The sequence below is a fragment of the Mesorhizobium sp. M7A.F.Ca.AU.002.02.1.1 genome (assembly GCF_003998535.1).
GTDB classification, from domain to species: Bacteria; Pseudomonadota; Alphaproteobacteria; order Rhizobiales; family Rhizobiaceae; genus Mesorhizobium; species Mesorhizobium ciceri.
Map to the genome: position 1 here is coordinate 1 of NZ_RZPB01000292.1, position 6,998 is coordinate 6,998.

Below are 6,998 nucleotides of genomic sequence, written 5' to 3' on the forward strand. Positions count from 1 at the left end.
GTACTCAATAGCGCGGCGGAAACCAGCATGAATAGAGAGCGCCTCATCATAGGTCCTTTCACTCGGTCCGTTCAATTGCCAACCCATCAGCCTGGATTTGTCCTTCGGACGTTCGCGCCCTGACTGATGCCGACGGCGAACGGGAAGACGAATGGCATGCCGTCACTGACGAGAACTGACATATAGACGCGTCCATTGAATTTTTTTATTTCAATACACGCAAAAGGTGTAAAAAAGAATACCTAAACGTCGATTATGACGGACAGAGATGACGGTTAAGGTATCCAAAACCTTATTCGCGAGTGATATCGATACGAGCAGCGACGCCTATGTCTTAAATTCTCCCTCTATGACGCCATATGGATAGAAGCAGAAATCTGCCGTCACCTGTGCCACCGGCGTGGGTATTGTCCAACGGCATCCGACAGCAAGCGTTGGCCTGTGCCTGTTCAATTCGCTTCACTTCACGATGACCTTTGCTCCCTTCGGCACCAGACTGTAGAGTTCGATCACATCCTCGTTGAGCATGCGAATGCACCCTGAGGACGCTTCAGTTCCTATGGTCCAGGGCTCTGAGGTGCCGTGGATACGATAAAGCGTATCCACGCCGTTCTTGTACAGATAGAGAGCTCGCGCGCCGAGCGGATTGTGCGTGCCGGGCCTGATCATGCGCGGCAGGTCGGGCGACTGGTTACGCATGTCGTCAGTCGGATGCCATGCGGGCCACTCCGCCTTACGCCCTACGCTGGCAATGCCCGACCAACTGTAACCGCTAGCCCCGACGGCGACACCATAGCGCCGCGCCATCCCATTGAGGCGGTATAGATAGAGGAACCTCTGCCGTGTATCGATCAACACCGTACCGGCAGGCAAGCGTTCCGGGGGCGTCACATCGACAGGCAGAAAGCGTTGGTCAAACTTGCTGCGATCGACGATGAAGACCTCATGCGGCTCCCTCGCGTAAGCGGCTTTCACGCGAACTAACTCTGTAGCCGTATTCGGGCTACCTTTTCCATCCGCCAGGCAACCGACAAGGAGCGCCGCCAGCGCCAATACAAAGCCCGACCGCACGAACTGGCGGATGCATTCCGGTCTTTCGTCTCTGCTCGAAACCGACCCGTTAATCGAACGGCCAAATGCTAGCGATCCAACTGGAGGAATGCGCACAGGCCGCTTACTCTTGGCTAGCTTCATCTACTGGCGAACCTTTTTCCTGGGCCCGCAACTGGTCGATGTGGATCGGCCGCTTTAGAGTTCGCTTTACTCGGTGAGTGTCATCCGCGACCGATTTCCCCGTCGGCGAAACACCCTGCAGATAGTGCTTCTGCCACTTCATCTCCTTGGTAAGCTCGTCGTTCATCTGCAGGCCGGCCGAAAACCGTCGACGTTCGCTATTCCAAACCTTATGTTCTTTATGGAACTCAGGATCGTCCTCCATCGGACGAATGACCGGCTGCACCTGCTCGATAGCGACACTTGGCATCATGGTGATGAAACAGAATGGCTCGCCCTTGGCAAAAGTGACAGACCCAGGGCGGGTGAAGCGCCAATTCATGGTGAAACTGAACGGCAGCCAGTTGGTTTCCACCAAGCCGTCCAGCGGCGCGATTCCGTCCTTCATCCGGTTGGGAGAGCCGCGAGCCCACACCATCCAGCCCGGCTCGGTGCGAAACACGTAACCCGGATGAAAGGTTACTATGCCGTGCCCGAAGGTCGAGCTGATGAATCGGTGCGTGACGTTCGGTTCGTTTACATGGAAGGCGATGTCTTTTGTAGTGTTGTATCCGTTCCAAGTAACAGTCACATTTATGGGGTTCAACAATTCCCATCCGCTGGCATTGGCGATTGAAAGCGGCGTGCAGCGGTAGGCGAAATGCTGGTCGGTCGCATCCATCCAGTCTCGCGTCCCCTCCGCGGCGACAAGCTCAGGCGGGTTCGGAGCCTGGATCATGCAGTCAAGACGAGGGCCGGTCATACTCTCCGCTATCCTCAAACGATTCGATTCTAAGTTGCTGATCACGTCGCCAACCGTAGCGGCATGACCAGGATAGAAGGAGGCACTATGGGCCTGCCGGTCCGGTAGGTCCCTCCGGTCCCACCGGCCCCACCGGTCCGGCAGGTCCCTCCGGTCCCGCAGGTCCGGCAGGTCCGCTAGGTCCCTCCGCACCGGGCGCGCCGGGAGGTCCAGACGCGCCGGTATCGCCGGGCGCTCCAGGTGTCCCGTCCGATCCGGGCAGTCCGACAGGCCCAGCAGGTCCGCCAGGTCCCTCCGCGCCGGGCGCGCCGGGAGGTCCAGACGCGCCGGGCACTCCAGGCGTACCAGCCTCGCCGGGTGCGCCAGGCGCCCCCGGCTGTCCCCAAACATTGGTGGAAGGCGTCGGCAAGTTGCCAACGTCTTTTACGATGTGCGATGGAAGGAAGTCGCCACGATCACGCTGAATCAAGGAACGACCTGGCTTGTCGGCATAATAATCGTTCTGACCATCCGTGACCGCGCACTCGAAATTCTGGTCCGGATCCTTGCAGAAGACTGTCTTCGGGGCGCTTCGATCGCCATTGGTGCCGAAGTGGAATCTCAAACCGGCCATCGCAGAAAAATCGCCGCTTGAGGAGACGTCGCTGTTCGTCAGATCGAAGCTGAAATCACTGTAGATAGAAGTCGCTATCCCGCTTCCGAACTCGGTCAGGTACTCGGCGCCGCCAACAAGTTGCGTTCTACCACCAAAGGCGTCGCGATGACGCAGGCCGCCATTAACCTTGAAGTTATCCGTAGGATAGTACCCGACCCTGCCTTCGGCGAACGGGCTGACGTCCTCTTCAAGTGAATTCCATTCTATACCGGCAAGTCCCTCAAGCGTGACCCGGCCCAGATAGTACTGGCCTTCAACGCCGAGCTTGCCTTCGACATAACCGTTTTCAAGAACTCCACCATCATCGTAACCACCTCCGCCGTGAAGGTAGCTTCCATACAGACCCAGCGCCCCAACTTTCGGATCACGGCGGAACAGATGCGCGGCGGCACCTGTGAAGTTACTGTTTGGCGTCACGCCACCAATCGCATCGACCTGGAAGCCGTATTTTTCACCGAGCGGGAGCGCCACGGAACCGTCGGTAAAGGCATACGGGTCGTTACCGTTGGTTCCCGCGCCGAATCCGACACGCACATTGGGCGCGGCAACGGCACGAGTGTCGGATTGCGGATTTGACAGGTACATGCGCCTCTCAACCGAGGATAGCGCAGCCATCTCGCGACTCTGGGCCACCGAACCCCTGAGGGTGGCCAGTTCTTCTTTAACCTGAGCAGTCTCGGCGTAGGCGGCCTCAAGTTTGCGCGCCATCTGCTTCTGATTTCGCTGCAGGTCCAAAATCATCTGATAGAGTTGTTCGTTGCTTGGCGCCCCGGCTAGCGCGGGGGTAATCGCGACATAGATGGATGCGAACGTTAGAATAGAACAACTGGCAAATAAAATTCTCTTATGCTGCCGCATCCCGCACCCCTTCTGCGCACCGCCGCCCTCGTTATCTACCTCGCCATGCGCACGATACATTCCTATTCGATTATGCATAGAATGCGAGCCATCTAACGAATGCGGATTTATCCAACCCTTTCCTTGAAGTAATTAATCTCGCGATTATTCACAATCGCAGTAACTGTCATATCCTTACACTTACTGTCAGTCGCTTGAGGATGCTTCTCGAATTCCTTCCCTGTCATCTTCCAAATTGATGAGATCGGCAATCTTCTCTCTGGACAGGGTCGGCACGATCATTCTAATCGGGGAAGGCGAAGCCTGACCCGCGAATTGCGTGCAAGGGGAGAAGCATGTCGGATTTCTTGGCTCTTCGACGCAGCCGGCTCACGATGGTGTCCAGGTGGGCATAGTTGAAGTCATAGATGTCTGCGCCCATGGCTTCGACGAGCGCGCGGCGATCGACGGTCTTGCCACGCTCACTGAACAAGCGTTCCAAAAAGTGCCGTTCCGAGGTGGTCAAGCGAAGGCGATGGCCCATGCCGTCGGTAAGCACCCAGCCGCCTTCCTCGAGGGCCCATCGTGGGGCCGGAGACGACGAAGGGGCGCGGCGCCTGTTGAGACGTTCATTGACCGCCATCACCGTGGCAGCAAGCTCCCGAACATCAATGGGTTTGACGAGGTAAGCGTCAGCGCCCGCTTCAAGACCATTGAGCCGGTCGTCGATGGAACTCCGGGCCGTCGCCATGACGATCCCGACCGATTGTAAGGCCCGCAAATGGGTAGCTATGGAAAGGCCGTCTTCGCCCTCCAGGCCAATGTCGAGAATGACGATTTCAGCCGGCTTGGCGGCACAGGCTCGGTAGAGGGCGGCAGCATTGTGGAATCCATGTACGTTCAGGCCCAATCTGGATAGTCCGAAGACCATCTCCTCGCGGAAATCCCTGTCGTCATCGACAAGATAAACAAGGGGGGAGATCACGATAACGCCATGCTTGTAGCCTTCTCCGATCATCTACGGACCCCATGCAGCAATCTGATACCATTCGATTTCATTTATTCGCCGCATTGTCTATATTGTTTGTGTGTCTTGTTTATCATAGAGTCTGGGCTAATAAGTCTCTTCCACATGGGATACGCATCCGAAATTCTGAGGTCTCTAGAGCCGAAAACCATACACCTCATTTGGGGTATTATCGTTTGCTTATACAGTATAGTGCTGATATTATTTTTATCTAGACTGTTTGATTTTCACCGCCAATTGATCTGGGCGTGGCGCATCTCCCAGGGCGTTGTACTGCTCAATGGCATCGCCTTGGCTTTTGCGATTGTGGGACGCTACGGCGACGTCGGGTTTTTCGTATCGCGACTGCAGCAGCTGTCTCTCATCTTCATTTCGCTGCTGGTGCTCTATCTGCTCATTGTGCGGCGACGGTATCAATATCTGCTGTCGGCGATTGCATTTTTGAGCGTAATCTCTGTCATGCTGGTGATGCAGATGATGTATACTGGGGCCAACCCGTTCCAACTGGATGGCTCTTTGTCCAGATTCTTGGCCGGCGGGACCGTGATTCACCTGGCGTTGCTCAGCGCGGCCGTCGCGAAGAGAACGCGGCTTGCCGAGCGCAGCTTGAGCGAGGAAAAGGACCGCGTCATCGCAGTGTCGCGCTTGGCCGAGCAGGAGCTGACTATCAAGGTGCGCGAAAGGACCGCTGAGCTTGGGGAAAGAAACACCTCGCTCATGGTGGAAGTGGATCGACGTCACCTGCTTGAACTCAAGCTCAGGCAGGCTCTGGACACCGCCAACGATGCTCTGGCTCAGCAGCGGGACTTTGTGGCCTTGGTATCTCATGAGTTTCGCGGCCCGTTGGCCGTCATCTCTGCCGCCGCCGACAATCTGTCATCTTCTGCAGGTGAAAGCGCCGACAATATCAAGTTGCGCACCACAAGGATCCGCCAGACCGTCAAAAGGATGTCATCGCTGATTGAAAACGTCCTAGCCTTCGACCGGCTCAATGGCGGGCACGAAACTCTTCCCAGGATCAAGATGTTCGACCTGAATGAGGTTTTGCGCGCCGCCGAAGCGGGATTGGATGATGCTGCGGCCGGACGTGTTAGCTTCACTCACGGCGATGAAGTGATTGTGAAAGGTGACCGCAACCTGCTGGAGATTGTGATACAAAATCTGATCCAGAACGCCCTGAAATACTCATCGGTGACCAGCTCTGTGACGATCCGGCTGTCGACTGAGCAGGGCGTGGCGTTTGTACACGTGGCGGATCAGGGCTCTGGCGTAGCGCCCGACGACCACGAGTTCATATTCATGAGGTACTATCGCGCCGCGGGCCAACTGGTAAACGGCTCCGGTTTAGGGCTCTACATTTCACGCGAGATCGCCCGGCAGCATGGCGGCGGTCTCATACTGGCCGCCAGCGACGTCAACGGGTCGACATTCCGCCTCTCACTGCCCGTCGAGCGGAACTGGCCTGCCCCTGAAAAGTGATCCCCCTGACATATGGCCTTTGGGCCGAACCAGGACTGAAGAAAATGGCCGGAAAGAGACACAGTTGCGGCCGCTCATTGTCTACCGTTAACCTCCGGCAAATCTTGCGGATCTGGTAGAGAGGCGGCGATAGAGCCGCTCGAGCCGGGACACTCTGGCCTTCGCGGAGGCCGTAAAGCTTCGGCGATGGGCAGGCCCATTCGGCATCTCCGCACATCGCTTCTGTCCGCAAGCGCAGCCATGCCGCCGTGAATTTACCAGCCGGTTTAGCCCAAATGGGGAAGAGGCCCGGCCCACGATCTCGTAACGGTTGGTTCGCCGAACCCAGTTAGGAGACCACGATGCGCAAAGCCTCTCTCGCCATCGCAGCTTTCTTCAGCCTTGCCACTGTTGCATCGGCATGCGTGTCGATGGACGGCAACGTCGTCGTGAACAACTGCAATTATCGCGTCATGGGAAATTACAAAGGCTCGGATGGCAGTTGGGGTGGCTTCGGACCCATCCGCGCGGGCGGTCGTGAGGCAACTTTCAAAAGACGCGATGCCGGCTGGGACATCAGCTATTGCAACTACGATTCCTGGGTGGCAGGCACATGTCGGCCGAAGGATCCCAGGCAGATGTAAGCTTTCAAGCATGTCACTTCGCGCGCTTGGCTCTTTGCCGACGATGTGGCCGGCATCGAACGCCTGCCACTCTGTCGGCGCACGATAAATCCGTTACTGCTCCTTCTTGAACAGGTCCTGGAAGATCAGCTGGCCCCAAGTGCGGCCGCGTGCGTGCACCAGCGTGCCGCCCTCGTTGAGCTTCCCCAGCTTGACCGGTGCGAACCCGAGTTGTCTGGCCAAGGCCGCCACGGGAGCGATCGCGTCCTCGTCGTCGCTCGACAGAAAGACGACCCGGTGCCCGCCCTCGACGATCGGATCGGCAGCCAGGGTGGCCGCAATCAGGTGATTGAAGCCTTTGACGAGCTTGGCGCCGGTGAACGCCTTCGCGACGAAGGCGGAGGACGGCAGACCGTCCAGCTC

General features: G+C 57.3%; 6 protein-coding genes and 1 pseudogene. 2 read left to right on the plus strand and 5 right to left on the minus strand.

From position 1 onward, the window contains the following. Positions 1-459: 459 nt before the first annotated feature. From EN879_RS18515 to EN879_RS18530, 4 genes are all read right to left on the minus strand, one after another. Entirely contained in the window at positions 460-1,194 is a 735-nt protein-coding gene (locus EN879_RS18515; RefSeq protein ID WP_082826592.1) for a L,D-transpeptidase, read from the minus strand. Further along, positions 1,175-1,975 carry a DUF6065 family protein gene (locus EN879_RS18520; RefSeq protein WP_063170393.1) on the minus strand — a complete coding sequence of 267 codons (801 nt, stop codon included), beginning with the start codon at positions 1,973-1,975 and terminating at the stop codon, positions 1,175-1,177. The genes EN879_RS18515 and EN879_RS18520 overlap by 20 nt, the downstream gene beginning before the upstream one ends. An 85-nt stretch (positions 1,976-2,060) precedes the next feature. Further along, the gene (locus tag EN879_RS40000; RefSeq protein ID WP_245441344.1) at positions 2,061-3,566 is read right to left on the minus strand and encodes a collagen-like protein; all 1,506 of its coding nucleotides are present in this window, start codon (positions 3,564-3,566) and stop codon (positions 2,061-2,063) included. Between the two features lie 205 nt (positions 3,567-3,771). Further along, positions 3,772-4,485, minus strand: a complete 714-nt coding sequence (locus EN879_RS18530; protein ID WP_063169440.1) for a response regulator transcription factor — start codon at positions 4,483-4,485, stop codon at positions 3,772-3,774. Between the two features lie 201 nt (positions 4,486-4,686). Here EN879_RS18530 and EN879_RS18535 point away from each other — a divergent pair, with 201 nt between their 5' ends. Both EN879_RS18535 and EN879_RS18540 read left to right on the plus strand, forming a co-directional pair. After that, positions 4,687-5,973, plus strand: coding sequence for a sensor histidine kinase (locus tag EN879_RS18535; RefSeq protein WP_245478583.1), 1,287 nt, complete (start codon positions 4,687-4,689; stop codon positions 5,971-5,973). 341 nt (positions 5,974-6,314) lie between these two features. Next, on the plus strand, positions 6,315-6,596 hold the full coding sequence (locus EN879_RS18540) for a hypothetical protein (RefSeq protein ID WP_063169442.1): 282 nt from the start codon (positions 6,315-6,317) through the stop codon (positions 6,594-6,596). 93 nt (positions 6,597-6,689) lie between these two features. Here EN879_RS18540 and EN879_RS18545 read toward each other — a convergent pair. Further along, positions 6,690-6,998: pseudogene (locus tag EN879_RS18545) on the minus strand (NADP oxidoreductase coenzyme); the annotation flags it as partial.

Excerpts from the sequence above, each read along its gene's own strand:
- EN879_RS18515 (WP_082826592.1), bottom strand. The coding sequence starts at position 1,194 with ATGAAGCTAGCCAAGAGTAAGCGGCCTGTGCGCATTCCTCCAGTTGGA.
- EN879_RS18520 (WP_063170393.1), bottom strand. The coding sequence starts at position 1,975 with ATGACCGGCCCTCGTCTTGACTGCATGATCCAGGCTCCGAACCCGCCT.
- EN879_RS40000 (WP_245441344.1), bottom strand. The coding sequence starts at position 3,566 with ATGCATAATCGAATAGGAATGTATCGTGCGCATGGCGAGGTAGATAAC.
- EN879_RS18530 (WP_063169440.1), bottom strand. The coding sequence starts at position 4,485 with ATGATCGGAGAAGGCTACAAGCATGGCGTTATCGTGATCTCCCCCCTT.
- EN879_RS18540 (WP_063169442.1), top strand. The coding sequence starts at position 6,315 with ATGCGCAAAGCCTCTCTCGCCATCGCAGCTTTCTTCAGCCTTGCCACT.